24 protein-coding genes are annotated in these 24457 nt (G+C 71.6%); 1 reads left to right on the top strand and 23 read right to left on the bottom strand.

Annotation, left to right across the window (positions count from 1 at the left end):
* Positions 1 to 175: 175 nt before the first annotated feature.
* The 11 genes from lgt to rpe form a co-directional block, all read right to left on the bottom strand.
* Complete coding sequence (gene lgt / locus B1729_RS18065; RefSeq protein ID WP_163617108.1) at positions 176 to 1153, bottom strand: prolipoprotein diacylglyceryl transferase; 978 nt, start codon at positions 1151 to 1153, stop codon at positions 176 to 178.
* A gap of 64 nt (positions 1154 to 1217) precedes the next feature.
* Positions 1218 to 2012 (bottom strand): tryptophan synthase subunit alpha, encoded by a 795-nt coding sequence (gene trpA, locus B1729_RS18060; protein WP_163634159.1) that lies wholly within the window; start codon positions 2010 to 2012, stop codon positions 1218 to 1220.
* Entirely contained in the window at positions 2009 to 3292 is a 1284-nt protein-coding gene (trpB, locus tag B1729_RS18055; RefSeq protein ID WP_163634157.1) for a tryptophan synthase subunit beta, read from the bottom strand. Before trpB ends, trpA begins: the two co-directional genes overlap by 4 nt.
* Positions 3289 to 4098, bottom strand: a complete 810-nt coding sequence (gene trpC, locus B1729_RS18050) for an indole-3-glycerol phosphate synthase TrpC (protein ID WP_163634155.1) — start codon at positions 4096 to 4098, stop codon at positions 3289 to 3291. Before trpC ends, trpB begins: the two co-directional genes overlap by 4 nt.
* 2 nt (positions 4099 to 4100) lie before the next feature.
* Positions 4101 to 4331 carry a DUF6704 family protein gene (locus B1729_RS18045; RefSeq protein WP_163617112.1) on the bottom strand — a complete coding sequence of 77 codons (231 nt, stop codon included), beginning with the start codon at positions 4329 to 4331 and terminating at the stop codon, positions 4101 to 4103.
* Positions 4332 to 4382: 51 nt separating this feature from the next.
* Complete coding sequence (locus tag B1729_RS18040; protein WP_163617113.1) at positions 4383 to 5018, bottom strand: Trp biosynthesis-associated membrane protein; 636 nt, start codon at positions 5016 to 5018, stop codon at positions 4383 to 4385.
* Positions 5015 to 5380: a phosphoribosyl-AMP cyclohydrolase gene (gene hisI / locus B1729_RS18035; RefSeq protein WP_163634153.1), complete on the bottom strand. Its 366-nt coding sequence runs from the start codon at positions 5378 to 5380 to the stop codon at positions 5015 to 5017. The genes B1729_RS18040 and hisI overlap by 4 nt, the downstream gene beginning before the upstream one ends.
* A complete protein-coding gene (gene hisF, locus B1729_RS18030) occupies positions 5377 to 6165 on the bottom strand; it encodes an imidazole glycerol phosphate synthase subunit HisF (protein WP_163617115.1) in 789 nt (262 codons plus the stop codon). The genes hisI and hisF overlap by 4 nt, the downstream gene beginning before the upstream one ends.
* Positions 6165 to 7007 carry an ATP phosphoribosyltransferase gene (gene hisG / locus B1729_RS18025; RefSeq protein WP_163617116.1) on the bottom strand — a complete coding sequence of 281 codons (843 nt, stop codon included), beginning with the start codon at positions 7005 to 7007 and terminating at the stop codon, positions 6165 to 6167. Before hisG ends, hisF begins: the two co-directional genes overlap by 1 nt.
* A gap of 43 nt (positions 7008 to 7050) precedes the next feature.
* Positions 7051 to 7314: a phosphoribosyl-ATP diphosphatase gene (locus B1729_RS18020; RefSeq protein ID WP_045302883.1), complete on the bottom strand. Its 264-nt coding sequence runs from the start codon at positions 7312 to 7314 to the stop codon at positions 7051 to 7053.
* Between the two features lie 147 nt (positions 7315 to 7461).
* Positions 7462 to 8154, bottom strand: a complete 693-nt coding sequence (rpe, locus tag B1729_RS18015) for a ribulose-phosphate 3-epimerase (RefSeq protein ID WP_275575856.1) — start codon at positions 8152 to 8154, stop codon at positions 7462 to 7464.
* Positions 8155 to 8174: 20 nt separating this feature from the next.
* Between rpe and glsA the strand changes: the two genes are divergently transcribed.
* Positions 8175 to 9347 carry a glutaminase A gene (gene glsA, locus B1729_RS18010; protein WP_163634151.1) on the top strand — a complete coding sequence of 391 codons (1173 nt, stop codon included), beginning with the start codon at positions 8175 to 8177 and terminating at the stop codon, positions 9345 to 9347.
* A 17-nt stretch (positions 9348 to 9364) separates the two neighbouring features.
* On the opposite strand, the gene B1729_RS18005 is transcribed toward glsA, so the two are convergent.
* From B1729_RS18005 to B1729_RS17950, 12 genes are all read right to left on the bottom strand, one after another.
* Complete coding sequence (locus tag B1729_RS18005) at positions 9365 to 10735, bottom strand: transcription antitermination factor NusB (RefSeq protein WP_163634149.1); 1371 nt, start codon at positions 10733 to 10735, stop codon at positions 9365 to 9367.
* Positions 10732 to 11652: a methionyl-tRNA formyltransferase gene (fmt, locus tag B1729_RS18000; protein ID WP_163634147.1), complete on the bottom strand. Its 921-nt coding sequence runs from the start codon at positions 11650 to 11652 to the stop codon at positions 10732 to 10734. The genes B1729_RS18005 and fmt overlap by 4 nt, the downstream gene beginning before the upstream one ends.
* 22 nt (positions 11653 to 11674) lie before the next feature.
* Positions 11675 to 13696, bottom strand: coding sequence for a primosomal protein N' (locus B1729_RS17995; RefSeq protein WP_239539705.1), 2022 nt, complete (start codon positions 13694 to 13696; stop codon positions 11675 to 11677).
* A 10-nt stretch (positions 13697 to 13706) separates the two neighbouring features.
* On the bottom strand, positions 13707 to 14900 hold the full coding sequence (gene metK, locus B1729_RS17990) for a methionine adenosyltransferase (RefSeq protein WP_163617120.1): 1194 nt from the start codon (positions 14898 to 14900) through the stop codon (positions 13707 to 13709).
* 116 nt (positions 14901 to 15016) lie between these two features.
* Positions 15017 to 15271: a DNA-directed RNA polymerase subunit omega gene (gene rpoZ / locus B1729_RS17985; RefSeq protein WP_018170775.1), complete on the bottom strand. Its 255-nt coding sequence runs from the start codon at positions 15269 to 15271 to the stop codon at positions 15017 to 15019.
* Positions 15272 to 15413: 142 nt separating this feature from the next.
* Positions 15414 to 16274, bottom strand: coding sequence for a guanylate kinase (gene gmk / locus B1729_RS17980; RefSeq protein ID WP_163617505.1), 861 nt, complete (start codon positions 16272 to 16274; stop codon positions 15414 to 15416).
* A gap of 82 nt (positions 16275 to 16356) precedes the next feature.
* The gene (gene pyrF / locus B1729_RS17975; RefSeq protein ID WP_163617121.1) at positions 16357 to 17190 is read right to left on the bottom strand and encodes an orotidine-5'-phosphate decarboxylase; all 834 of its coding nucleotides are present in this window, start codon (positions 17188 to 17190) and stop codon (positions 16357 to 16359) included.
* Positions 17187 to 20474, bottom strand: a complete 3288-nt coding sequence (carB, locus tag B1729_RS17970; protein ID WP_163634145.1) for a carbamoyl-phosphate synthase large subunit — start codon at positions 20472 to 20474, stop codon at positions 17187 to 17189. The genes pyrF and carB overlap by 4 nt, the downstream gene beginning before the upstream one ends.
* Positions 20474 to 21631 (bottom strand): glutamine-hydrolyzing carbamoyl-phosphate synthase small subunit, encoded by a 1158-nt coding sequence (carA, locus tag B1729_RS17965; protein ID WP_163634143.1) that lies wholly within the window; start codon positions 21629 to 21631, stop codon positions 20474 to 20476. Before carA ends, carB begins: the two co-directional genes overlap by 1 nt.
* Positions 21628 to 22137: a hypothetical protein gene (locus B1729_RS17960; RefSeq protein ID WP_163617124.1), complete on the bottom strand. Its 510-nt coding sequence runs from the start codon at positions 22135 to 22137 to the stop codon at positions 21628 to 21630. Before B1729_RS17960 ends, carA begins: the two co-directional genes overlap by 4 nt.
* Positions 22134 to 23444: a dihydroorotase gene (locus tag B1729_RS17955; RefSeq protein WP_163617125.1), complete on the bottom strand. Its 1311-nt coding sequence runs from the start codon at positions 23442 to 23444 to the stop codon at positions 22134 to 22136. The genes B1729_RS17960 and B1729_RS17955 overlap by 4 nt, the downstream gene beginning before the upstream one ends.
* Positions 23441 to 24454 carry an aspartate carbamoyltransferase catalytic subunit gene (locus tag B1729_RS17950; protein WP_163617126.1) on the bottom strand — a complete coding sequence of 338 codons (1014 nt, stop codon included), beginning with the start codon at positions 24452 to 24454 and terminating at the stop codon, positions 23441 to 23443. Before B1729_RS17950 ends, B1729_RS17955 begins: the two co-directional genes overlap by 4 nt.
* Positions 24455 to 24457 lie beyond the last annotated feature (3 nt).

Here is a 24457-nt window from a genome sequence, read left to right as displayed (position 1 = left end):
CCGGGGGAATCCGGCGCGGCCGGACGAAGCGGGGAAGTCAGCCTCCGAAGAGGCGTCGTGACGGGGGCTCGAAGCCATACCTACCGTCCTCACGTTGATAGTCAAGATGGGACGACGTCGGCCCTGGGCGCACGCTCCTCGGGAACTGAGCGGCGTTATTTGGTGGCAACTCTGCTTATTCTGAGCGGCTCAGGGCTGCGCTTGTGGCGCCGGCCTCGCCGACCTCGGACGTCGGGGGTTCGCTGACGTCGACGAAGTCGTCGGTGTTCTGCGATTGTACAGCCTGTCCGGCGTTCCACTCGCGGCCGGACACATAGGGCGACGGCTCCAACCCGAGGTGACGGCGCTTCTGCACGAAGAAGATCACCAGACCGAGGATGACCCCCAGGATGGCGGCCCAGACGTTCGTGCGCAGGCCCAGGAAGATGTCGCTCGGGTCGATGCGGATGGACTCCCACACGATGCGCCCGGCGCTGTACCACATGAGGTACACCGCGAACAGGCGCCCCCACTGCAGGCGGAAGCGGCGGCCGACCCAGACGATGACCAGCACGCCGAGCGCGTTCCAGAGCACCTCGTACAGGAACGTGGGGTGGTAGAGCGTGCCTTCGGGCAGGCCGATCGGCCAGGCGGGGTTCGGATAGTCGATCTCGAGGCCCCACGGCACGTCTGTGGGCAGGCCGTACAGCTCCTGGTTGAACCAGTTGCCGAAGCGGCCGATCGCCTGCGCGAGCAGCAGTGCGGGCGCGAGGGCATCCGCGAAGGTCCAGAAGCGGATGCCGGTCCAGCGGCAGCCGAGCCAGGCTCCCACCGCGCCGCCGATGAGGGCGCCGTAGATCGCGATGCCGCCCTCCCAGATGTACAGCGCCGACAGCGGGTCAGCGCCCTCGCCGAAGTAGAAGCTCCAGTGCGTGAGCACGTGGTAGATGCGGGCCGTGATGATCGCGAGCGGCACGGCGAGCAGGGCGATGTCGATGACGACCCACGGCTCGGCGCCGCGCTTGGTCAGGCGGGCGTTGGTCCAGAGCACCGCGATGATGATGCCCGTGATGATGCACAGGGCGTAGATGTGGATCCGCAGAGGCCCGATCTCGAAATAGCTGATCGACGGGCTCGGGATGCTGGCGACGACGCTCGCGGCGGCGGTGATCATGGGAGAACCGTGTCCTTGCTGGATCCGTGCGGGAGGGATCGGCGCACGCGCCGACCACAGAAGTCTAGTTCGCGCGGCGCGCGGTGCCGTCGGCGAGGCGGCGCGCGGTCTCGGCGAGGCCGTCGACCCCGCCCTCGCGCAGCGCCCGAACGAGCGCCGTGCCGACGATCGCGCCGTCGGCGTACTCGAGCACGCCCGACACCTGATCGGCGTTCGAGATGCCGATGCCGACGCACGCGTGCTCGACCCCGTGATCGCGCAGCCGGGCGACGAGCGTGCGGGCGGCGGCATCCAACTGCGCGCGCTCGCCCGTGATGCCCATCGTCGAGACGGTGTACACGAAGCCGGTGGAATTCCGCACGATGAGCTCGAGGCGCTCGTCGGTCGATGTCGGGGCGGCGAGGAAGACGCGGTCGAGTCCGGTGCGCTCGCTCGCGGCGATCCACTCGGGTGCGGCCTCGGGGGTGATGTCGGGCGTGATGAGGCCCGCTCCCCCGGCGGCGAGCAGATCGTCGGCGTAGCGGTCGACGCCGTACTGCAGGACCGGGTTCCAATACGTCATCACGAGCACGGGCACGTCCACGCGGCGCGTGATCTCGCGCACCGCGGTGAACGTGTCGCGCACTCGGAAGCCGGCGGCCAGGGCCGCCTCGGTCGCCTCCTGGATGACCGTGCCGTCCATCACCGGGTCGGAGTAGGGCGGGCCGAGCTCGAGGACGTCCGCGCCGTTCTCGGCCAGCGCGACCGCCGCGTCGATGCTCGTGCGCAGGTCGGGGAAGCCGATGGGCAGGTAGCCGACGAACGCGCCGCGGCCTGCGGCATGGGCGGCGGCGATCGCCTCGGCGACACGGGAGCTCATAGCTTGGTGCCCTCCCCCTTGGCGGCATCGTCCGACAGCGGGGTCGCGACCGCACCGGCACCCGCCGCTGCCGCGGTCTCTGCCGCAGCGGCGTCGTACAGGTGGAAATACCGCGCGGCGGTGTCCATGTCTTTGTCGCCGCGCCCGGAGAGGCACACCGCGAGGATCGCGTCAGGGCCGAGCTCGCGCCCGAGACGCAGCGCGCCGGCGAGGGCGTGCGCCGACTCGATCGCCGGGATGATGCCCTCGGTCTGGGACAGCAGCCGCAGGGCCTGCATCGCCTCGTCATCGGTCGCCGGGATGTACTCGGCGCGCCCGATGGAGGCGAGCCATGCGTGCTCGGGTCCGACACCGGGATAGTCGAGGCCCGCCGAGATCGAGTGCGACTCGACGGTCTGGCCGTCGTCGTCCTGGAGCACGAACGTCTTCGCGCCGTGCAGCACGCCGGGACGACCGCGCTCGATCGATGCCGCGTGGCGTGGGGTGTCGACGCCGTCACCGGCCGCCTCGACGCCGTACAGCTTGACGTCGTCGTCGAGGAACGCGTCGAACATGCCGATGGCGTTGGAGCCGCCGCCGACGCAGGCGATGACGGCATCCGGAAGCCGGCCGGCCTCTTCGAGCAGCTGCGCGCGCGCCTCTTCGGAGATGACCTTCTGGAAGTCGCGCACCATGGCGGGGAACGGGTGGGGCCCGGCCGCCGTGCCGAAGATGTAGTTGGTCGTCTCGACGCTCGCGACCCAGTCGCGGTAGGCGTCGTTGATGGCGTCCTTCAGCGTGCGTGAGCCGGTCTTCACCGGCACCACCTCGGCGCCGAGCAGCCGCATGCGCGCGACGTTGAGCGCCTGGCGCTCGGTGTCGACCTCGCCCATGTAGATCGTGCACTCGAAGCCGAAGAGCGCCGCAGCCGTCGCGGTGGCGACGCCGTGCTGGCCCGCCCCGGTCTCAGCGATCACGCGGGTCTTGCCGAGGCGCTGCGTGAGCAGCGCCTGGCCCAGCACGTTGTTGATCTTGTGCGAGCCGGTGTGGTTGAGGTCCTCGCGCTTGAGGAACACCCGGGCCCCGCCGGCGTGCTCGGCGAACCGCGCGACCTCGGTGATCGGCGACGGGCGGCCGGCGTAGGAGTGCAGCAGGCGGACGAACTCCGCCTGGAACGCGGGGTCCGCCTTGGCCGCCTCGTACTCGGCCGCCAACTCGTCGATGGCGGCGATCAGGGATTCGGGCATGTAGCGCCCGCCGAACTCGCCGAACAGCGGCCCGGGGGCCTCGCGAAGACTCACGACGTCGCCCTTCCTTCGCTCAGTGCATCGCCCGTGCCCGCCTCCAGGAAGGCGCGCAGGGTGGATACGGGGTCATTGGTGACGAGGGCTTCGCCGACGAGCACGACATCGGCGCCCGCCGCACGGTAGTGGGCGACATCGGCGGGGACGAGCACCGCGGACTCCGCGATGCGGACGGCGCCGGCGGGGATGCGCTCCGCCAGCCGCCCGAACAGGTCGCGATCGAGCTCGAAGGTCGACAGGTCGCGAGCGTTGACGCCGACGAGCTGTGCGCCCAGCTCGGCGGCACGGTCGACCTCCTCGGCGGAGTGCGTCTCGACGAGGGCCGTCATGCCCAGTTCCTGCGTGAGTGCGTGCAGGCGGGCGAGCACATCCTGCTCGAGCGCGGCGACGATGAGGAGCACGAGGTCGGCGCCGGCGGCGCGGGCCTCGAGCACCTGGTATTCGGTGGCGATGAAGTCCTTGCGAAGCACTGGCAGGGAGACCGCGCCCTTGACCGCCTCGAGGTCGGCGAGGCTCCCCTTGAAGCGCCGCCCCTCGGTGAGCACGGAGATCGCCGACGCGCCGCCCTCTTCGTAGCGGCGCGCCTGCAGAGCCGGGTCGGGGATGGCTGCGAGGTCGCCGCGCGATGGGCTCGCGCGCTTGACCTCGGCGATGATCTTGACACGGTCGGAGGTTGCGAGGGCGGCGAGGGCATCGATCGCGGGACGCTGAGCCAGTGCTGCGGCCTCGACCGTGGCCAGGGGCCGCTCCGAGGCGCGAGCCTCGGCATCCTCCACCGCGCCGGCCGTCAGGTCGGCGAGCACGATCAGTGCTCTTTCGCCGCGTACTTCGAGCCGTTCACGCCGTAGCCGACGCGCGACATCACCCAGCCGACGATGGCGCCGACGACGAGGAGGGCGGCCGAGGCCCAGACCAGAGCGGGCAGGTCGAGGAAGTAGAACAGGGTGCCGAGAGCGACGGCCACGAGCATGATCACGACGGCCGTCCAGGCGGCGGGCGAGTGTCCGTGGCCGGGGTCGCCGATGTTGTTGCTCATGGGTATCTCCTCGTGAAGCCTGGGAAGCGCGGGCTGCCGCCAGTCTAGCGGTCAGGCGGTCGGATCCTCGCCACGCGACAGGTCGTCCCAGTCGTCGATGGCCCGGGATCCGGCGGCGTCGTGGGGGCGCGGACCGTCGCCGCCACCGGTCCGCGAAGCTTCTCGAGCGGCGGGGTTCGCGACGTCGTCCGTGCGGTAACGGCGCCCGGTGCGCGACCAGCCGTGCGCGGTGCAGAGCACGAAGACACCTGCCGCGATCAGCACGACCCACACCACGAGGGTTACGGCCGGCCATGCGGTGGCATCGATGGAGGCGACGAGTTTCGCGACGGACGACTCGCCTGCGATCCCGGTGGATTCGGTGACGACGGCGGCGACGGCGGAGACCGGATGCTCGAAGACGACGCGCGCGGTCTGCCAGGCCAGCACGCCCCCGATGAGAACCGCCAGCGCGCCGAACACGTAGCGCAGAACGAGCCCGGCGATCGAGAGCGCGGCACCGAGGGCGAGGACGGCGAGGCTGAGCGGCGCCAGCACCGGCACGGCGGACGCGCCCGGCACCTCGAGCGCCTGCTGAGCGCCGTCCGCGAGCATGACCGTCAGCCACGTCTGGGTGGAAGAGATCACGCCGAGCGCGCCGCACAGGACCGTTGCGGCGACGGCGAGCAGCCGCGCCCTGCGGATCACGCGGCAACCTCAGGGCCGCGGACGGCGGCGAGGTCGTCGGCATCGAAGCAGGTCCGGGTGCCGGTGTGGCAGGCGGGTCCGACCTGCTCGACCTCGACGAGCACGGCGTCGCCGTCGCAGTCCAGCCGCGCCTCGCGCACGAGCTGGATGTGCCCGGACGTGTCGCCCTTGCGCCAGTACTCCTGGCGTGAGCGCGACCAGAAGGTGACGCGCCCCTCGGTGAGCGTGCGGCGGAGGGCCTCGGCATCCATCCATCCGAGCATGAGCACCTCGCGGGTGTCCCACTGCTGGATGATCGCCGCGACCAGGCCGTCGGCCGTGAACGTCACGCGTGCGATGCGTTCGTCGACTGTCTCGGTCACGAGGCCACCTCCCGCACGGCGATGCCCTCGGCGGCCATCGCAGCCTTCACCTCGCCGACGGTGAGCTGGCCGGAGTGGAAGACGGATGCCGCGAGCACGGCGTTCGCGCCCGCGACGATGGCCGGGCCGAAGTCGGCGGCCGAGCCTGCGCCGCCGGAGGCGATCACCGGCACGCTGGCGACCTCGCGCATGAGGGCCACGAGCTCGAGGTCGAACCCCTGCTTCGTGCCGTCGGCGTCGATCGAGTTCACGAGGAGCTCCCCCGCGCCGCGCTCGACCGCTTCGCGGGCCCACTCCAGCGCGTCGAGCTCCGTCTCGGTACGGCCGCCGTGCGTCGTGACCACGAAGCCGGAGGGGATCCGATCGCGGAGCTCGGGCGAGGCGCGCTTGACGTCGAGCGAGAGCACGAGCACCTGCGCACCGAAGCGGTCGGCGATCTCGTCGAGGAGGTCGGGCCGCGCGATCGCCGCGGAGTTCACGCCGATCTTGTCGGCGCCGACCGAGAGAAGTCGCGCGACGTCGTCGGCGGAGCGGACTCCCCCGCCGACGGTGAGGGGGATGAAGACCTCTTCGGCGGTGCGCCGGACGACGTCGTAGGTCGTGGACCGCTCGTCGACCGTCGCGGTCACGTCGAGGAACGTGATCTCGTCGGCGCCCTGCAGGAAATACGCCCGTGCGAGCTCGACGGGATCGCCCATGTCGCGCAGGTTCTGGAAGTTGACGCCCTTGACGACCCGCCCCGCGGCGACGTCGAGGCACGGGATGACGCGGCAGACGAGGCTCATCAGAGCCTCGCGTTGTGGATCGCGGTCACGAGGATGGCGCGGGCGCCGATCGCGTACAGCCCGTCCATGACCTGGTTGACGCCCTTGCGGGGCACCATCACCCGGACGGCGACCCACGCCGGGTCGCGCAGCGGCGAGATCGTCGGCGACTCGATGCCGGGCGCGATCTTCACCGCCGCGTCGACGAACTCCGCGGGCAGGTCGTAGTCGACCATGACGTAGCGCTGGGCGACCAGCACGCCGCGCAGCCGCCGCAGGAGCGTGGCGGTGCCTTCCGCCTCTGTCGGCGCGCCGATCAGCACGGCTTCGGACTTGAGGATCACCGGCCCGAAGACGACGAGGCCCGCCTGCCGCAGCGTCGTGCCCGTTTCCACGACGTCGGCGATCGCGTCCGCGACGCCCAGCTCGACGGCCGACTCCACCGCACCGTCGAGCGGGACGAGGTCGGCCGCGACGCCGTGCTCGTCGAGGAAGCCGTCGACGAGGCCCGGATACGAGGTCGCGATGCGCGCGCCCTCGAGGTCGGTCACCTCCGAGAAGCGCCCGGCGGGTGCGGCGAAGCGGAAGGTGGATGCCGCGAACCCGAGCTGCTCGATCTCTCGGGCGCCGGGCATCCGGGCGTCGAGCAGCAGGTCGCGGCCGGTGATTCCGACGTCGAGGGCGCCCGAGCCGACGTAGGTGGCGATGTCCTTCGGTCGGAGGTAGAAGAACTCGACCTCGTTCTGAGGGTCGATGACGTGGAGGTCCTTGGGATCGCGACGCCCGGTGTAGCCCGCCTCGTGAAGCATCTCTGAGGCGGTCTCGGCGAGCGATCCCTTGTTCGGCACGGCGATTCGCAGCATGGCAGCGTGGCTTTCGGGTTCGAGGACGGGAGGGGACGCGGGCTCAGAGATGTCGGTAGACATCCTCGAGGCTCAGCCCCTTCGCGAGCATCAGCACCTGCAGGTGGTACAGCAGCTGCGAGATCTCCTCGGCTGCGGCATCCGTCGACTCGTACTCGGCCGCCATCCAGACCTCGGCGGCCTCTTCCACGATCTTCTTGCCGATCGCGTGGACGCCCGCGTCCAGCTGCGCGACGGTGCCCGATCCCTCGGGGCGCTCAGCCGCTTTCGCGGCGAGCTCGGCGTACAGCGTGTCGAACGTCTTCACCATGCCAGGGTATCGAACCGGACGGATGCCGCGGCGCCGCGTGACGCGCCGGCCCTGACATGCGGCCGCGCAAGGGGTCGCCGGTCGGTCCCGGGCCTGTTGCTGCAGCCCCGCGCACGGAATGGCGTGCGCTCAGTGGCGGTGCGCTCAGTGGCGGTGCTGCGCGACAGACGCCCGGAGACCCGCGATGGCGGCATCCGGGTCGGCCGCGCCGAACACGGCGGAACCGGCGACGAACGTGTCGGCGCCGGCCTCGGCCGCCTGGGCGATGGTGCTTTCGCCGATGCCGCCGTCGACCTGCAGCCAGACCGACGACCCGCGACGCCGCGCCTCATCGGCCAGGCGGCGGAGCTTCGGCAGGGTCTCGGGCATGAACGACTGGCCGCCGAACCCGGGCTCGACCGTCATCACGAGGATCTGGTCGAAGTCGTCGAGCAGGTCGAAGAGGCCGTCGACGGGGGTCGCAGGCTTGACAGCCACACCGGCGCGGGCGCCGATCTCGCGGAGGCGACGCGCGAGGGCGACCGGCTCCTTCGCCGCCTCGAGGTGGAAGGTGACCGATGCCGCGCCGAGCTCCGCATAGCCGGGTGCCCAGCGGTCGGGGTTCGTGATCATGAGGTGCACGTCGAGGGGCACCGGGCTGGTGGCCTGGATGCGCTCGACCATCTGCGGCCCGAACGTGAGGTTGGGCACGAAATGGTTGTCCATGACGTCGACGTGGACGAAGTCCGCCGTCGCGATCCGTGCGAGCTCGACCTGCATGTTCACGAAGTCGGCGGCCAGGATGCTGGGGTTGATGCGGATGTCGACCTCGTGGCCGTTGGCGTCGATCGGAAGCACGCGTCCATTATGGTCGACCCGTGGATCCCATCACGGCACTGCTGCACGAGGTTCTCGAAGACATCCGGCCGCAGGACGACGGCGCCCCTGCGGGATACATCCCCGAACTCGCCGCGGCAGATCCGGAGCGGCTGGCGCTCGCGGTGGTCGGTCCTCGCGGACGCGTGCGGGCGGTCGGCGACGTCACACACGAGTTCACGATCCAGTCGATCTCGAAGCCGTTCGTGCTCGCCCTCGCCCTGGCCGACCGCGGCCGCGACGCGGTGCTGAGCAAGGTCGGTGCGGAGCCGAGCGGCGAGCCTTTCAACGCCATCAGTCTCGAACCCGGCACCGGGCGTCCGGCCAATCCGATGGTCAACGCGGGGGCGATCGCGACCTCGTCACTGATCCCCGGCGACGCCGTCGACGACCGCACGTCGCGGATCGTCGAGGGTCTGTCGGCCTTCGCGGGACGCTCGCTGTGGGTGGACGAGCAGGTCTACGCCTCGGAGTCGGCGACCGGCGATCGCAACCGCGCGCTGGCACACCTCCTGCACTCGTACGGGGTCGTCGACGGCTCGGTCGAGATCGCCGTCGAGACCTACTTCCGTCAGTGCTCGCTGCTTGTGACCGTTCGCGATCTCGCCGTGATGTCGGCGACCCTCGCCTTCGGCGGCCTCAATCCGGTCACCGGCGAGCGGGTCGTCGCCGAGGGCGTTGCCCGCGACGTGCTGTCGATCATGACGAGCTGCGGCATGTACGACTATTCGGGCGAATGGCTGCTGCGCGTCGGCCTGCCGGCGAAGAGCGGGGTCAGCGGCGGTCTTCTCGCCGTCGCGCCGTCGCAGTTCGGGATCGCCGCATTCAGCCCCCGCCTCGACGAGCACGGCAACTCCGTGCGCGGCATCGCCCTCCTCAAGACGCTCGGCGAGCGGTTCGGCATGCACATGCTCGAGCCGCACGAGAGCGTGGCGGTTCCGGCCTTCACCGTCGAGGACACGGACACGGGACGAGTGCTCCGCCTGGCGGGCGAGCTGGGGCTGGCGGGCACAGAGCGTGTCGTCGCCGTGCTGCGCGAGATCGCCGAAGCGCTGCCGGAGGGTGCCGAAGTCACGGTCGACGCCCGCGACCTGGGCCGCACGCACAGCGCGGCGCTCGTCGCGCTGCGCACGGAGTTCGAGCAGATGCCCCACGGGATCCGCCTGCGCGAGTGAGGGTGTGCTGCGCCGGCTCAGACGCGGCGCAGGAGCGACACCGACATCGCGTCGGTGTTGTGACGATGAGGCCACAGCTGGGCGCGCCCGCTGCCGTCGGCCTGCGACGGAAGCCCGGGGTCGGCATCCGCCACCGAGGTGATGACGTCCCGCGCAGACAGTTCCTCGACGGCCCCGTCCCATTCGCGGCGGATGTCGGCGACCACGCCCGACGTCTCGGCCAGGTGCGGCGAGCACGTGATGTAGGCGACCACGCCGCCGGGCTTGAGGGCGCTCACGGCTTCGGTGAGCAGCTCGCGCTGCAGCTGGGTGAGCGCCGGTACGTCGCTCGGCGCCTTGCGCCAGCGCGCCTCCGGGCGGCGGCGGAGGGCGCCGAGCCCGGTGCAGGGCGCGTCGACCAGGATGCGGTCGTAAGTTTCGGGGGCGTCCTGCGCACGGAGCCGGCCGTCCTCTTCCGACACCGGCACGTCCAGCGGCACACCGGCCAGCGCCTGGCGCACCAGCCCGGCACGAGCCGGCGAGATCTCGTTGGCCTCGAGCGACGCGCCGTGCGCGAGCGCCTCGGCGGCGAGCACGGCGGTCTTGCCGCCCGGACCGGCGCACAGGTCGAGCCACCGCTCACCCGGTGCGATGGGCAGGGCACGGGTCAAGGCGAGCGCCGCGAGCTGCGAGCCCTCGTCCTGGACGCGGATGCGGCCGCCGGAGCCGCGGACGACCGAGTCCGGGTCGCCCCCGCCGAGGCGGAAGCCGATCGGCGAGAACGGAGTGCGGCGCGCATCGTCGGGCACGTCGGCGAGGTCGGGCAGCGCCGCCATCGTGACCCGGGGCGACGCGTTGTCGGCGGTGAGCAGCGCCTCGAGCTCCTCGGCGCGTCCTTCGGCCGCCAGCGCCCGCCGGAACGCGCGCACGACCCACACCGGGTGCGAGAAGAGCAGCCCGAGTTGCTCGTCATCGGAGCGTGCGCTCTCGGCGACATGCGTCATCCAGTCCCCCGGCGTGTCCCGGGCGACCCGCCGGAGCACGGCGTTCGCGAAGCCCGCGGCGCCGCGTCCACCGGCGCCGCGCGCGAGCTCTACGGATTCGTTCACGGCGGCATGCGAGGCGACGCGCGTCGACAGCAGCTGGTGCACGCCCAGCCGAAGCGCGTCGAGCACGGCCGGGTCGATGTCGGCGACGGGGCGGTCGGCGGCGATCGCGATGACCGCGTCGTAGGTGCCCTGGCGGCGGAGCGTTCCATAGGTGAGCTCGGTGGCCAGTGCGGCGTCGGGCGTGGCGAGCCCGGCGCGCGAGATCGCGGTCGGCAGCAGGAGGTTGGCGTAGGCGTCGGACTCGTGCACCGCCCGCAGCGTCTCGTAGGCGACGCGTCGCGCCGCGACCGTGCGGCTCACGATCCGGCCACCGGGGTCGCGTCGCGGAGGCCCCGCCACCAGTCTGCGGCGCGCATCGCACCCTTGCCCGCCGGCTGGACCGTGTCGAGCACGATGGGCGTCGACGCGGTGCCGGCGACGACGTTGCCGCCATGCAGCGCGAGGGCGCCCGGCGCCAGGCGCGGCGCGTCCGAGGGGGCCGGTGCGACGGCGAGCACCTTGAGCCGCGCGCCGCCGATCGTCGTGTGGGCGCCGGGCTCGGGAGTGACTCCGCGGATGCGTCCGAGCACGGCCGGCGCGGGTTCGTCCCAGCGCACCCGGCCGTCGTCGTCGCCGAGCTTGGCGGCGTACGTCGTCTCCCCCTGCTGGGGGTGTGAGACCGCGGAGCCCGCGGCGATCGCAGCCACGACCTCGGAGAGCAGCGCGGCGCCGTCCTCGGCCAGCGCCGCGAGCAGGGAGCCCGCCGTGGCATCGGCCGGCACGTCGACCGCCAGCTCGCCGAAGACGTCGCCGGCGTCGAGGTCCGGCACCAGCTGGAACACGCTCGCACCGGTGCGCGCATCGCCGGCGATGAGGGCGTGCTGCACGGGCGCGGCGCCGCGCCAACGCGGCAGGAGCGAGAAGTGCAGGTTGATCCACCCGTGCTTCGGGGTCGACAGAAGCGGCTCGCGGACCAGCCCGCCGTAGGCGACGATCACGCCGAGATCGGGCTCGAGGGCGGCGATGTCGGCTGTCACGGCCGCGTCGAGCCGGTCGGCGCGGATCACGGGCAGCCGGAGCTCGTCGGCGGCCGCGGCGACGGGCGACGGTGTGAGCACGCGCTTGCGCCCGAGCGGGGCATCCTGCCGGGTGACGACGGTGAGCACGTCATGCGCGGAGGCGAGCCGGCGCAGTGACGGCACGGCCGGCTCGGGTGTGCCGGCGAAGACGAGGCGCATGACGTTCCTGAACGATCGAGGGTCAGAGGTCGAGGTCGGGCACGTCGACCCGAACCTTCAGTGTATGGGCGGCTCCCGGCGTGCGTCCCTTCGCCGGCCTGCGACCCTTGACCGCCTGGCTCACCACGGACGCCCGCAGGCTCTCCGTCACCCGCCCGCCCAGCCCGTAGTCGAACCGCACCAGGGCACGAACCGATTCGCCGTGCGCGAGCGGGCCGAGCACCGCCTCGGAGTCGAGCTCGGGCACCGTCTGGCGGAGCTCGGCCAGAGCGGCGTCCACGGCGCGCCGTGGCCCCTCCACCGCCGCCACCCGCACCGTGGGCGGCATGCGCAGCGGCGCCCGGTCGGCGAGCTCCGCACGGGCGTACGCGGCCTGCGTCCAGGTCGCGAGGGCGCGCGCGATCTCGCCGCCGACGCCGACGAGATGCACGGGCGCGCCGGGTGCGGCGAGAGCGGCTGCGTTGGACCACCACCGGAGGCACGATTCGCCGATGCGCAGATCCTCGGCCATCAGCATCCGATCCCCGTCGAGCAGGATCACCGCGCGGTAGCCGCCGATAGCGAGCGGCTCGGCACCACGCGTCGCGACCACCAGCGCGGGGCGCCCATCGATCTCGGTGACCGGATGATCGCCATCGGCGATGATCACGCGCGTCCCCGGAAAGGCTCTCCCGAGCTCGTCGGCGGTGCGCTCGCTGCCCGAGGACGCCATGCGCAGCAGCGTCGACGAGCACTCCGGGCACGCCCACGCGTGCGCGGCGCGACCGCACCAGGTGCACGTCGGCACCGCGCCCTGTCGCGCGGCGTGCAGCGGCCCGCCGCAGTGCGGGCACCGGGCGGGGTGGCGGCACTTCGCGCACACCAGGACCGGGGCATAACCCGGGCGCGCGACCTGTACGAGGACAGGCCCCTCGGCGAGAGCCTCGCGGGCGGCGGCGAAGGCCGACGACGGGACGCGCGCCCCCCGCGACTCGCCCTCGCGGTGCGCGCTGAGCACCACGCGCGGGCTGAGCCGGCGTGCGGCCGGAAGATCGCGCACCCAGCCCACCGCGACCAGACGCTCGACATCGGTGGTGCGCGTGTGCCCCGCGAACACGAGGGCGCCGCCGTGCAGCTCCTGCCGCAGCAGTGCGGCGTCGCGGGCGTGCACGCCCGGACTGAGCTGCTCGGCGAGCAGCGGGTCGCCGTCGTCCCACAGCGCGACCAGCCCGAGGTCGGCGACCGGCGCGTAGACCGTGGAGCGATTCCCGATGACCACGCAGGGGGCGTCTGCGAGGGTGCGCAGGAACGCGGCATACCGCGCCGGACCGCTCTGCTTGGCGTCGTCGCGCACGAAGGCGTCGGCAGGGATGCGGCTCAGCAGAGCCGCCTCGAGCTGTGCGCGGTCGCGATGGTCGGGGACGGCTATGACGGCGCTGCGCCCAGCGGCGAGCATGTGGGTCGCCGCGGCCGCGAGGAGTACCGCCCACGATCCGACGACGGCGCCGTCGGCCAGCTGCGACGGCACCGGCGGCGCGTCCAGCGCGAGCCGCTCGCCACGCTCGAGCGCGTCGGCGAGGCCCGGATAGACGGCCAGCACCTCGGAGGCCCAGGCGGCATCCTCATCCTCGACGTGAGGATGCGTGGGTGGCTCGGCAGCCAGCCATGCCTTCTCAGCGCGGACCATGCGCTTGGGGATCGCCAGCCGCAGGATGTCGCCGGCCGATCCCGCCGCGCGATCGGCGGCGCGGCGCGCCAGCGCGTACAGTGCGGGCGTCAGCACCGGCACCGGCGAGACGACCGCCTCGAGCTGCGAGAGCGGCCGGTCCGAGGCATCCGGCTCCCCCAGCTCGACAAGCAGGCCGTCCACGACACGTCCCGCGCTGCGCAGTGGCACGCGCACCCGCACGCCGGGCTGCGCGTCGGCGGCGAGCTCCGCGGGGATCTCGTAGTCGAACAGCCGGTCCAGCTGCGGCAGCGGCGAGTCGAGCAGCACACGCGCGACGCGGCGAAGCGGCCTCGGCCCCCCGGTGGGGCCGTGCTCGTCGTCGGGCACCGCGGTCACGCGGCCGGCGTCAGAGCCCGGCGGCCGCGCGCAGGGCGTCGGCGCGGTCCGTGCGCTCCCAGGTGAAGTCGGGCAGCTCGCGGCCGAAGTGGCCGTAGGCGGCCGTCTGCGCGTAGATGGGGCGCAGCAGGTCGAGCTGGTCGATGATCGCCTTGGGCCGCAGGTCGAAGACCTCGAGGATCGCGTTCGTGATCACGTCGTCGGCCACGCGCCCGGTGCCGAACGTCTCGACGTAGAGCCCGACCGGCTTGGCCTTGCCGATCGCGTAGGCGACCTGCACCTCGAGGCGGTCGGCGAGGCCGGCCGCGACCGCGTTCTTGGCGACCCAGCGCATCGCGTACGCCGCCGAGCGGTCGACCTTCGAGGGGTCCTTGCCGCTGAACGCCCCGCCGCCGTGGCGCGAGGCGCCGCCGTAGGTGTCGATGATGATCTTGCGCCCGGTGAGGCCCGCGTCGCCCTTCGGGCCGCCGATGACGAACGGGCCGGCGGGGTTGATGTAGAACTTCACGTCGGGCAGATCGAGGCCGGTGGCCTCGAGCACGGGGTCGATGACCTCGGCGCGGACCGCGGCGCGCAGCGCCTTCTGCGAGATGTCGGGGTGGTGCTGGGTTGAGAGCACGACCGACTCGACGGTCTTCGGCGTGGCGCCGTCGTAACCGAGCGTGACCTGGGTCTTGCCGTCGGGACGGAGGAAGGGCAGCTCGCCCGAGCGGCGCACCTCGGCGAGGCGCTCGGCCATGCGGTGCGCCGTCCAGGCGGCCATCGGCATGAGCTGCGGCGTCTCGGTGGTGGCGTAGCCGAACATGATGCCCTGGTCGCCCGCACCCTGCAGGTCGTGCGGGTCCTGCGAGCCGTCCTCGCGGCGTTCGAACGCCTTGTCGACACCGGCGGCGATATCAGAGGACTGCGCGCCGATCGACACGCTGACGCCGCACGAGTCGCCGTCGAAGCCGGTCTCGCTCGACGTGTAGCCGATGCGGTTGACGACCCCGCGCACGATCGCCGGGATCTCGACGTAGGCCGAGGTGGAGACCTCACCGGCGACGTGGACGAGTCCGGTGGTGACGAGCGTCTCGACGGCCACCCGACCGTTCGGGTCCGCCTCCAGGATCGCGTCGAGGATCGAGTCGGAGATCTGGTCGCAGATCTTGTCGGGGTGTCCCTCGGTGACGGATTCGGACGTGAACAGCCGCAGGTCGGTCATCGGTACTCCAGTTGTCGTGGCGCCGGTCGCGCTGGTGTCCGACGCCGGGGGCGGACACCAGTATGCCCCCGGAGACGGACATCACCGTCTTCGAGGGCACAAGGGTCGTAACGGGATTACTCCGCGCGGCGCAGCCGCAGCTTGTCCTCGTGGATCTCGTGCATCGCGATCGTGAGGGGCTTGTCCTCGACGGTCGAGTCGACGAGCGGGCCCACGTTGTCGAACAGGTTGCCTTCGTGCAGGTCGGAGTAGTAGTCGTTGATCTGACGAGCGCGCTTGGACGCGAAGATCACGAGCTGGTACTTCGAGTCGACCTTCTCGAGCAGGCTGTCGATGGGGGGCTCGATGATGCCCTGGTTCGTTCCGGCCATGGCGAAACCTCCTGGATCGGATGTCGGAATGGGAGTCTGCGGGCCTCGGGGTGCCGAGGCATCCCACCATTCTACGGGACGGATCCCGTCCGGCGGATGTGCGGCCACCGCGGGCGGGTCGGATCGCCGCGGCACGCCGCCGTCAGTGCGCGAGGCGGGCGACCTCATCGGCCGCACGGGCGACGTCGTCGTTCACGACGCGATAGTCGAATTCGCCCTGCGAGGCGAGCTCGGTCTTCGCGGTGCGCAGGCGCCGCGCACGCTCGGCGGCGTCCTCGGTGCCACGGCCGACCAGGCGCTGCACCAGTTCGTCCCAGCTGGGCGGGAGCAGGAACACGAGCGTCGCCGACGGATCCGCCTCGCGCACCTGACGGGCGCCCTGGAGGTCGATCTCCAGCAGGACGGTGCGCCCCCCGGCCAGGGCCTTCTCGATCGGCTTGCGCGGCGTGCCGTAGCGGTACGCGTTGTGAACGGTCGCGTGCTCCAGCAGCTCGCCGTCGGCGATCATCCGGTCGAATTCGGCGTCGTCGACGAAGAAGTAGTGCTCGCCGTCGATCTCGCCCGGACGCGGCGCGCGCGTCGTCGCCGACACCGACAGCAGGATCTGGGGGTGATGCGCCTTGATGTGCGCGGCGACCGTGCCCTTGCCGACCGCGGTGGGGCCGGCCAGCACGACCAGGCGGCTGCGACCGCCCCGAGGCTCGAGCTCGGGCCAGCGGGCGTCCAGGAAGCCTCGAAGGTCCTCCCGTTGACGGGAACCGAGGCCGCCGAGCCGCTTGACGGGCGAGATCTCGAGATCGTGCAGGATGCGATCGCGCTTGCCCTCGCCGATCGCGGGGATGGCGGTGAGGAACTCCGGCACGCGCATCGCGCCGGCGGGTGACGCGGGATCGGCGAGAGCGCGACGCAGGAGCTCCTGCGGCGTGATCACCCGCATGGCGACGTCCTTCTTCAGCGCGGCGCGCTCGCGGCGCGCGGCGACGGCGCGGCGGGAGGCTGCCACACGGTCGACCTCGGGCGGCCGCGCGTGCGCGCCGGAAGTATGGGGCGAGGCCCCTTCAGAAGGGGTGCGCGAATCGGGCATGTCAATCACCACGGTAGAGAAGGGCGCGCTCGGAGATGCGCGCGGCGAGCCGGTCGGGTCCGGCAGCCAGGATGCTGCGGCTCTCCGACGCTATCACCGCTTCCGCCAGGTCGCCGAAGCGCGCGCGGAGGTCGTGCGGTTCGGCACCCTGATGACCGAAGCCCGGAGCGAGGATCGGGGCGACCGGCGAGAACACCCGGAGCCCGGCATCCGTCCAGTCCACCGTCGCGCCGACGACGACCCCGAGGCTCGCCCATTGCCCGTCCGGGGTCGTGCCGGCGTTGCGCTCCGAGATCTCGCGCATGATCGCTGCCGACACCGTCTCGCTGCTCGGGAGCACCGCGCGCTGCGCCGTGAAGGCATCGGGATTGCTCGTCGCGGCGAGCACGAACACGCCCTTGCCGTGGCGTTCAGCGATGACGAACGTCCCCTCGAGAGCGCCCACGCCGAGGAAGGGGTTCGCCGTCACCGCGTCGGCCTCGAGCGGAGAGCCCGGCGTGAGCCACGCCTCTGCGTAGGCGTCCATCGTCGTGCCGATGTCGCCGCGCTTCGCGTCGGCGATCACGAGCAGCCCTGCCGCGCGCGCTGCCGCCATCACGGTCTCGAGCGCCGCGAACCCGGCGGACCCATAGCGCTCGAAGAACGAGACCTGCGGCTTGACGACCCCGACACGGCCCGCAGCCGCGTCCACGACGCGCAGGCCGAACTCCCGCGCACCGGCGGCGGAGGCATCCATCCCCCACTCGGCGAGGAGGTGCGCGTGCGGATCGATGCCGACGCACAGCTGCCCGTGCGTCGCCGTCGCCGCGCGGACGCGCTCGCCGAACGAGGTCATGCCCGCGCCGCCCGATCGGCCGCGTACTCCTGGAGGCTCTTGACGCGGAAGCCTTCGCGCAGCACCGGCAGGGCGCTCACCGCGGCACCGAGCACAGCCATGGTCGTGAACAGCGCCTTGTCGCCGGCCACCGCCGCCGCGCGGATCTCGTAGCCGTCGGCGCGGGCGCTGCCGCCGCTCGGGGTGTTCACCACGATGTCGATCTCGCCGGCGTTGATGAGGTCGACGATGTTGGTTCCGCCCGACTCCTGGGTCTCGGAGTACTTGCTCACCACGCGCACCGCGATGCCGTTGCGGGCGAGGATCTCGGCGGTGCCCTCGGTCGCGACCAGGTCGAAGCCGAGCTCCTGCAGGCGGTGGGCCGGGAGGATCACGGCGCGCTTGTCGCTGTCGGCGACCGAGATGAAGACGGTGCCCGACTGCGGCATGCCGCCGTACGCGGCCTCCTGCGATTTCGCGAACGCCGTGGGGAAGTCGCGGTCGATGCCCATGACCTCGCCGGTGGAGCGCATCTCGGGGCCGAGCACCGAGTCCACGGTCTGACCGTCCGCCGTGCGGAACCGCTTGAAGGGCAGCACGGCCTCCTTCACGGCGACGGGGGCGTCGAGGGGCACGCGCGAGCCGTCCTGCTCGGGCAGCATCCCCTCGGACTTCAGCTCGGCGATCGTCGAGCCCGCCATGATGCGCGAGGCGGCCTTCGCCAGCGGGATGCCGAGCGCCTTCGACACGAATGGCACGGTGCGGCTGGCGCGGGGGTTCGCCTCGATGACGTACAGCACGCCGGCCGAGATGGCGAACTGCACGTTGAGGAGGCCCCGCACGCCGACGCCCTCGGCGATGGCGTGGGTCGCGATGCGGACGCGGTCGATGTCGGTGCGGCCGAGGCTGACGGGCGGCAGCGTGCAGCTGGAGTCGCCGGAGTGGATGCCGGCCTCCTCGAGGTGCTCCATGACGCCGCCGATGTACAGCTCGTCGCCGTCGAACAGCGCGTCGACGTCGATCTCAATCGCATCGTCGAGGAAGCGGTCAACCAGGAGCGGGAGCCCCGGGCCGATGATCGCGGCGTCGGCGATGCGCACGAAGTAGTCGCGCAGCGCCTCGGTCGAGTAGACGATCTCCATGCCGCGGCCGCCGAGCACGAAACTCGGGCGCACCAGCACCGGGTAGCCGATCTCCTCGGCGACCGCGACGGCGCCGTCGACGTCGATCGCGGTGCCGTTGCGCGGTGCCACCAGACCGGCGTCGTCGAGCAGGCGCGAGAACAGTTCACGCTCCTCGGCGAGGTCGATCGCGGCGGGCTTGGTGCCGAGGATCGTGTAGCCGGCGTCCTCGATCCCCTTGGCGAGGCCGAGGGGCGTCTGGCCCCCGAGCTGGCAGATGACGCCGAGGATCTCGCCCGACTGCGCCTCCGCGTGCAGCACCTCGAGCACGTCCTCGAGGGTCAGCGGCTCGAAGTACAGGCGGTCGGAGGTGTCGTAGTCGGTCGACACGGTCTCGGGGTTGCAGTTGACCATGACCGTCTCGTAGCCGGCGTCGGCCAGCGCGAACGACGCGTGCACGCACGAGTAGTCGAACTCGACGCCCTGCCCGATGCGATTGGGGCCCGACCCGATGATGACGACCTTGGTCCGCTCCGACGGCGTCACCTCCGTCTCGAAGTCGTAGCTCGAGTAGTGGTAGGGCGTGAGCGCCGGGAACTCCCCCGCGCAGGTGTCGACGGTCTTGTACACGGGACGGATGCCGAGGGCGTGACGGATGCTGCGGACCTGGGCTTCGGCGTCGGAACGCAGCTCGGCGATCTGGGCGTCGCTGAAACCGTGCTCCTTCGCGATGCGCAGGGTGGCGGCATCCAGCTCCCCCGCCTGGCGCACGAACTCGGCGACCTCGTTGATGAGCACGATCTGGTCGAGGAACCACGGGTCGATCTTGGTCGCCTCGAACGCCTGCTCGACCGTGGCGCCCTTGCGGAGCGCCTGCTGGAGCACGACGATGCGGCCATCGGTCGGGGTCTGGGCGATCTCGAGCAGCTCGTCGGCCGAGCGCGGCTCGTCGCCCCAGTGGAAGCTGGAGCCGCGCTTCTCGAGCGAGCGCAGCGCCTTCTGCAGCGCGGTGGCGTAGTTGCGGCCGATCGCCATCGCCTCGCCCACGGACTTCATCGTGGTGGTCAGCGTCGTGTCGGCGGCGGGGAACTTCTCGAAGTTGAAGCGCGGCACCTTCACGACGACGTAGTCCAGCGTCGGCTCGAAGCTCGCCGGCGTGACCTTCGTGATGTCGTTGGGGATCTCGTCGAGGCGGTAGCCGATCGCGAGCTTCGCGGCGATCTTCGCGATGGGGAAGCCGGTCGCCTTGGAGGCGAGGGCCGACGACCGCGACACGCGAGGGTTCATCTCGATGACGATGATGCGGCCGGTGGCCGGATCGACCGCGAACTGGATGTTGCATCCGCCGGTGTCGACGCCCACCGCGCGGATGATGTCGATGCCGATGTCACGGAGCTTCTGGTACTCGCGGTCGGTGAGAGTGAGCGCCGGCGCGACGGTGATCGAATCGCCCGTGTGCACGCCGACCGGGTCGACGTTCTCGATGGAGCAGACGACGACCGTGTTGTCGGCCGTGTCGCGCATCAGCTCGAGCTCGTACTCCTTCCACCCGAGGATCGACTCCTCGAGCAGCACCTCGGTGGTCGGCGAGTCGCGCAGGCCCGCGCCGGCGATGCGGCGGAGGTCCTTCTCGTCGTATGCGAAGCCCGAGCCGAGGCCGCCCATCGTGAACGACGGGCGCACGACGAGCGGGTAGCCGAGCTCGTCGGCGGCGGCGAGCACCTCGTCCATCGTGTGCGCGATACGGGAGGCCGCAACGTCGGCGCCGGCATCCAGCACCAGCTGCTTGAAGATCTGGCGGTCCTCGCCCTTGTTGATCGCCTCGAAGTCGGCGCCGATGAGCTCGACGTCGTACTTCTCGAGGATCCCGTGCGTGTGCAGGTCGATCGCGGCGTTGAGCGCCGTCTGCCCGCCCAGGGTCGGCAGGATCGCGTCGGGCTTCTCCTTCGCGATGATCGTCTCGATGACACGCCAGTTGATCGGCTCGATGTACGTCGCGTCGGCGAAGTCGGGGTCGGTCATGATGGTGGCCGGGTTCGAGTTGACGAGGATGACGCGCACGCCCTCTTCGCGCAGCACGCGGCAGGCCTGCGTGCCCGAGTAGTCGAACTCGCACGCCTGCCCGATGACGATCGGGCCGGAGCCGATGACCAGGACGGAGCGGATGTCGTCGCGCTTGGGCATTACTTCGCGGCCTTCTTCTGGAGGTTCGCGACGACGAGGTCGCGGAAGCGGTCGAACAGGTAGTTGGCGTCGTGCGGGCCGGCGGCGGCCTCGGGGTGGTACTGCACGGAGAACGCCGGGATGTCGAGGGCGCGCAGGCCCTCGACCACCTGGTCGTTCAGCCCGACGTGGCTGACCTCGATGCGGCCGTAGCCGTTCGGGCTGTCGAACTCGCCGTCGACCGGGGCGTCCACTGCGAAGCCGTGGTTGTGGGCCGTGATCTCGACGCGGCCCGTGGACTTGTCGAGCACCGGCTGGTTGATGCCGCGGTGGCCGAAGGGCAGCTTGTAGGTGCCGAGGCCGAGCGCCCGGCCGAGCAGCTGGTTGCCGAAGCAGATGCCGAAGAACGGCAGTCCGTCGTCGAGCACGCCGCGCAGCAGGTCGACGTGGTCGCCCGAAGCCGCCGGGTCGCCCGGGCCGTTGGAGTAGAACACGGCCACCGGGTCGATCGCACGGATCTGGTCGATCGTGACGTCCTGCGGCAGCACATGCACGTCGAATCCCCGCGCGGCGAGGTTGTCGACGGTCGCCTGCTTCACGCCGAGGTCGAGCACGGCGAGGTTGCCGATGCGCTCGCCGGTCGCCTTCGTCACCTCGGCGACGGCCACCGACACCTGGGCGGAGAGGTTCTGACCGGCCATCTGCGGAGCCTCGCGGACGAGACGCAGCTGCTCCTCGGCATCGATGCTCGCCGCGTCGCCGGAGAAGATCGCGCCGCGCATGCTGCCGGCCGAGCGGATGTGGCGGGTCACGGCGCGCGTGTCGATGCCGCTGATGCCCACCACGCCGTCCCTCGCCAGGGCCGCGTCGAGCGACTCGTCGGCGCGCCAGTTCGAGACGACGCGGGAGGGGTCGCGCACGATGTACCCCGCCACCCAGATGCGGCGCGATTCCGGGTCCTCGTCGTTCATGCCGGTGTTGCCGATGTGCGGCGCGGTCTGCAGCACGATCTGGCCCGCGTACGAGGGATCGGTGAGCGTCTCCTGGTACCCGGTCATGCCGGTGGAGAACACCACCTCGCCGATCGAGGTGCCCTGGGCGCCGTACGCGCGTCCGGTGTGACGGGTCCCGTCCTCGAGCACGAGGACTGCGGGGTCGGTCTGGAAGAGGGAGGTCATGAGTCGGTTCCCGTCTGGTTCGGCGGAAGGATGCCGGCCACAGCGTCCGCGAGAGCGCGGGCCGAGGCATCCTGGGGTCGGAAGTAGCTGTCGACGGTCGTGCCGGCGTCGGTGCGCCAGGTCAGCCGGGTGAGTCCGCCCGGCTCGACCACCCGGTCGATCGCGACGGTGGACTGGTCGACGTCGACGATGCGGTCGGGCGTCAGCACGAACGGGTCCTGTCCGGTGAGGCCGATCGCCACACCCTCGTCGGCGACGATGACGGTCGCCTTCGAGCGGAACGCCATGCCGGGGGCCGCGATCCGCTCCAGCGGAGTGTCGCGGGCGGTCGTCGCGACGTACAGGGCGTCGAAGGACGCACGCACGTGTGCGTCGGCGGGCAGCTCGCCCGAATGGACGAGCGGCGCGGCATCCCGTCGCGTCCGCCGCCACCACGCCCACGCGAGCGCGGCGAGCAGCACGACGGCCACGGCGATCATGACGGCCAGGGCCCCTTCACGGGTCACGCGCGCACCCCCGGGGTGTCGAGCAGAGCGCCGTCGGCGACGGTGACCGTTCCCTGGTGGAGCGTCCAGCGCACCTCGCCGGGAAGCTCGCGGCCGAGGTACGGCGAGTTCAGGCTCCGACCACGCAGATCGTCGGTCGTGAAGGTGCGGCGGGGCGCCGGGTCGTAGAACGCGAGGGATGCCGGCTGGCCCTCGGTGAGCGGGGTGCCGTGCCCCGCGAGGCGGCCGATGCGCGCGGGCTCGCGCGACATCACCCGTGCGACATCGCCCCAGGTGAGCAGTCCGGTGTCGACCATCGACTGCTGCACGACCCGCAGCGCGCTCTCGAGGCCCACCATGCCGTTGGCCGCCGCGTGCCACTCGCACGCCTTCGACTCGGCGGGGTGGGGGGCGTGGTCGGTCGCGACGATGTCGATCGTGCCGTCGGCGAGGCCCTCGCGCACCGCGAGCACGTCCTCCTCGCGGCGCAGCGGCGGGTTGACCTTGAAGCGGGCGTCGTAGTCGCGTACCAGCTCGTCGGTCAGGAGCAGGTGGTGCGGGGTGACCTCGGCCGTCACGTCCACGCCGCGGCGCTTGGCCCAGCGGATGATGTCGACCGAGCCCGCCGTCGAGAGGTGGCAGACGTGCAGGCGCGAGCCGACGTGCTCGGCGAGGAGCACGTCGCGGGCGATGATCGACTCTTCGGCGACCGCGGGCCAGCCGGCGAGTCCCAGCTCCGCGGACACGGCGCCCTCGTTCATCTGCGCGCCCTCGGTGAGGCGCGGGTCCTGCGCGTGCTGCGCGACGACGCCGTCGAACGCCTTCACGTACTCGAGCGCTCGCCGCATGATGAGCGGGTCCCAGACGCAGAAGCCGTCGTCGCTGAAGACGCGCACACGGGCGCGGGAGTCGGCCATGGCGCCGAGCTCGGCCAGGCGCTCGCCCTTCTGCCCGACGGTCACCGCACCGATCGGCTGCACCGTGACGAAGCCGGCCGCCTCACCGAGGGCGAGCTCCTGCTCGACGACACCGGCCGTGTCGGCGACCGGCGAGGTGTTGGGCATCGCGAACACGGCGGTGTAGCCGCCCGCCGCGGCGGCGCGCGATCCGGTCAGGATCGTCTCGGATGCCTCGTACCCGGGTTCGCGCAGATGCGAGTGCAGATCGACCAGGCCCGGCAGCAGCACGAGGCCGTCGACGTCGACCACGGTCGCGCCGGCGCGGCTCAGGCCGGGGCCGATCTCGGCGATGACGCCGTCCGCGACGATCACGTCGGCGAGGGTGGTGGCCTCGACCTGGGCGCCGCGGAAGAGAAGGGTCTCGCTCACGGGGTGTTCTCCTTCTCTGAGCCCACCGGGGCGGGCGCGTTCATCGCGGGTGTGCTGTCGGCTGCGTCGTGCTCCGCGCCCGCCAGCAGCAGGTAGAGCGCGGCCATGCGCACCGAGACGCCGTTCGCCACCTGCTCGAGCACGGTCGAGCGCGGCGAGTCCGCGGCTTCTGCGGAGATCTCCAGACCCCGGTTCATGGGTCCGGGGTGCATGACAATGCTATCCGCTCCGAGCGCCTGAAGGCGGCGTGCGTCGAGGCCCCAGCGGCGCGAATACTCCCGTTCAGTGGGGAAATACGCGGCGTTCATGCGCTCCAGCTGGATGCGCAGCATCATGAGCGCGTCCGGTGCCGACGCGATCGCCTCGTCGAGGTCATAGAGCGTCCGCACCGGCCAGCGCGACATATCCTGCGGCACGAGGGTGGGGGGCGCGACGAGGGTCACGTGAGCGCCGAGGGTGTGCAGCAGCCAGACATTGGACCGGGCCACCCGCGAGTGCAGGATGTCGCCGACGATCGCGACCTTCATGCCCGCGAGGTCGCGGCCGCGGCTGTCGTCGCCGAACCGGCGCTTGCGGATCGTGAAGGCGTCCAGGAGCGCCTGTGTCGGGTGCTCGTGGGTGCCGTCGCCGGCGTTGACGACGCCGGCGCTGATCCAGCCGCTGGTCGCGAGGGTGCGGGGGGCGCCAGACGCGCCGTGGCGGATGACGACGGCATCCGCTCCCATCGCCTGGAGGGTCTGCGCCGTGTCCTGCAGCGACTCCCCCTTCGAGACGCTCGAGCCCTTCGCCGAGAAGTTGATGACATCGGCCGACAGTCGCTTCGCGGCGGCCTCGAACGAGATGCGCGTGCGTGTCGAGTCCTCGAAGAATAGGTTGACGACGGTCTTGCCCCGCAGGGTGGGGAGCTTCTTGACCTCGCGCCGCTGCGTGTCGGCCATGTCCTCGGCCACGTCGAGGATGCGCAGCGCATCCTGGCGGGCGAGCGTCCGGGTGTCGAGCAGGTGCCTCATGCT

Source organism: Microbacterium sp. B35-04 (assembly GCF_010634885.1).
Taxonomy (GTDB): domain Bacteria; phylum Actinomycetota; class Actinomycetes; order Actinomycetales; family Microbacteriaceae; genus Microbacterium.
This window is presented reverse-complemented; position numbering and strand designations above follow the sequence as displayed.

Coding starts and splice junctions, on each gene's coding strand:
- pyrF (WP_163617121.1), bottom strand. CDS start 17,190: ATGACCTCGTTCGGCGAGCGCGTCCGCGCGGCGACGGCGACGCACGGG.
- trpA (WP_163634159.1), bottom strand. CDS start 2,012: ATGAGCTCCCGTGTCGCCGAGGCGATCGCCGCCGCCCATGCCGCAGGC.
- carB (WP_163634145.1), bottom strand. CDS start 20,474: ATGCCCAAGCGCGACGACATCCGCTCCGTCCTGGTCATCGGCTCCGGC.
- metK (WP_163617120.1), bottom strand. CDS start 14,900: ATGACCGACCTGCGGCTGTTCACGTCCGAATCCGTCACCGAGGGACAC.
- fmt (WP_163634147.1), bottom strand. CDS start 11,652: ATGCGCCTCGTCTTCGCCGGCACACCCGAGCCGGCCGTGCCGTCACTG.
- B1729_RS17950 (WP_163617126.1), bottom strand. CDS start 24,454: ATGAGGCACCTGCTCGACACCCGGACGCTCGCCCGCCAGGATGCGCTG.
- hisG (WP_163617116.1), bottom strand. CDS start 7,007: ATGCTGCGAATCGCCGTGCCGAACAAGGGATCGCTCGCCGAGACCGCC.
- hisF (WP_163617115.1), bottom strand. CDS start 6,165: ATGAGCCTCGTCTGCCGCGTCATCCCGTGCCTCGACGTCGCCGCGGGG.
- lgt (WP_163617108.1), bottom strand. CDS start 1,153: ATGATCACCGCCGCCGCGAGCGTCGTCGCCAGCATCCCGAGCCCGTCG.
- rpoZ (WP_018170775.1), bottom strand. CDS start 15,271: ATGGCCGGAACGAACCAGGGCATCATCGAGCCCCCCATCGACAGCCTG.
- carA (WP_163634143.1), bottom strand. CDS start 21,631: ATGACCTCCCTCTTCCAGACCGACCCCGCAGTCCTCGTGCTCGAGGAC.
- B1729_RS18045 (WP_163617112.1), bottom strand. CDS start 4,331: ATGAGCAACAACATCGGCGACCCCGGCCACGGACACTCGCCCGCCGCC.